The sequence below is a fragment of the Alteromonas sp. MTD1 genome (assembly GCF_042848195.1).
In the GTDB taxonomy this organism is placed as follows: Bacteria; Pseudomonadota; Gammaproteobacteria; order Enterobacterales; family Alteromonadaceae; genus Alteromonas.
Genome location: NZ_BTGG01000027.1, coordinates 1 through 456 on the forward strand (window position 1 = coordinate 1; position 456 = coordinate 456).

Below are 456 nucleotides of genomic sequence, written 5' to 3' on the forward strand. Positions count from 1 at the left end.
TACACTTTGATGAAACCTAAACATTGGAAGTTCATAAGAAAGCTATCAATTGCTTATTTAGCAGTAGTTGTAGCTTTAATATTAATTGAAATATTCGTATTCACATTCGTGGACTACGGCCATAAACCATCTACGTTTGTTGGTTGTTACGCCTATGACGCAATGCTTGTAGGGTTTAAATGTGTTGGATTACCAGCGTCTGAGTTCTTTTCTTTCGCTTTAAATTTTCCGCTTTATCACGTGTACATGCCATTTTTCGTTTTATGGAATCCGCTTTTAGCTTTTGCGGCTGTTGCAATGTATTCGCCAGTGGTTATGCTGCTTGTATCCAGTAACAAGGTTTAATCAGCACGTGTATAACAAAAAAATAAAGTCACTCGCTGGCGCTCGTTGGGACGCTAACACGCAGGGCCGCTTCGCTATTATGCCCTACGCGTTATCGCCCCTTATTTAAAA

General features: G+C 39.9%; 1 protein-coding gene. It reads left to right on the forward strand.

What is annotated here, in order from left to right; genetic code table 11:
* On the forward strand, nucleotides 1-345 hold a 345-nt coding region (locus ACGHAV_RS16955), incomplete at its 5' end, for a hypothetical protein (protein ID WP_390383380.1).
* Between the last annotated feature and the right edge of the window lie 111 nt (nucleotides 346-456).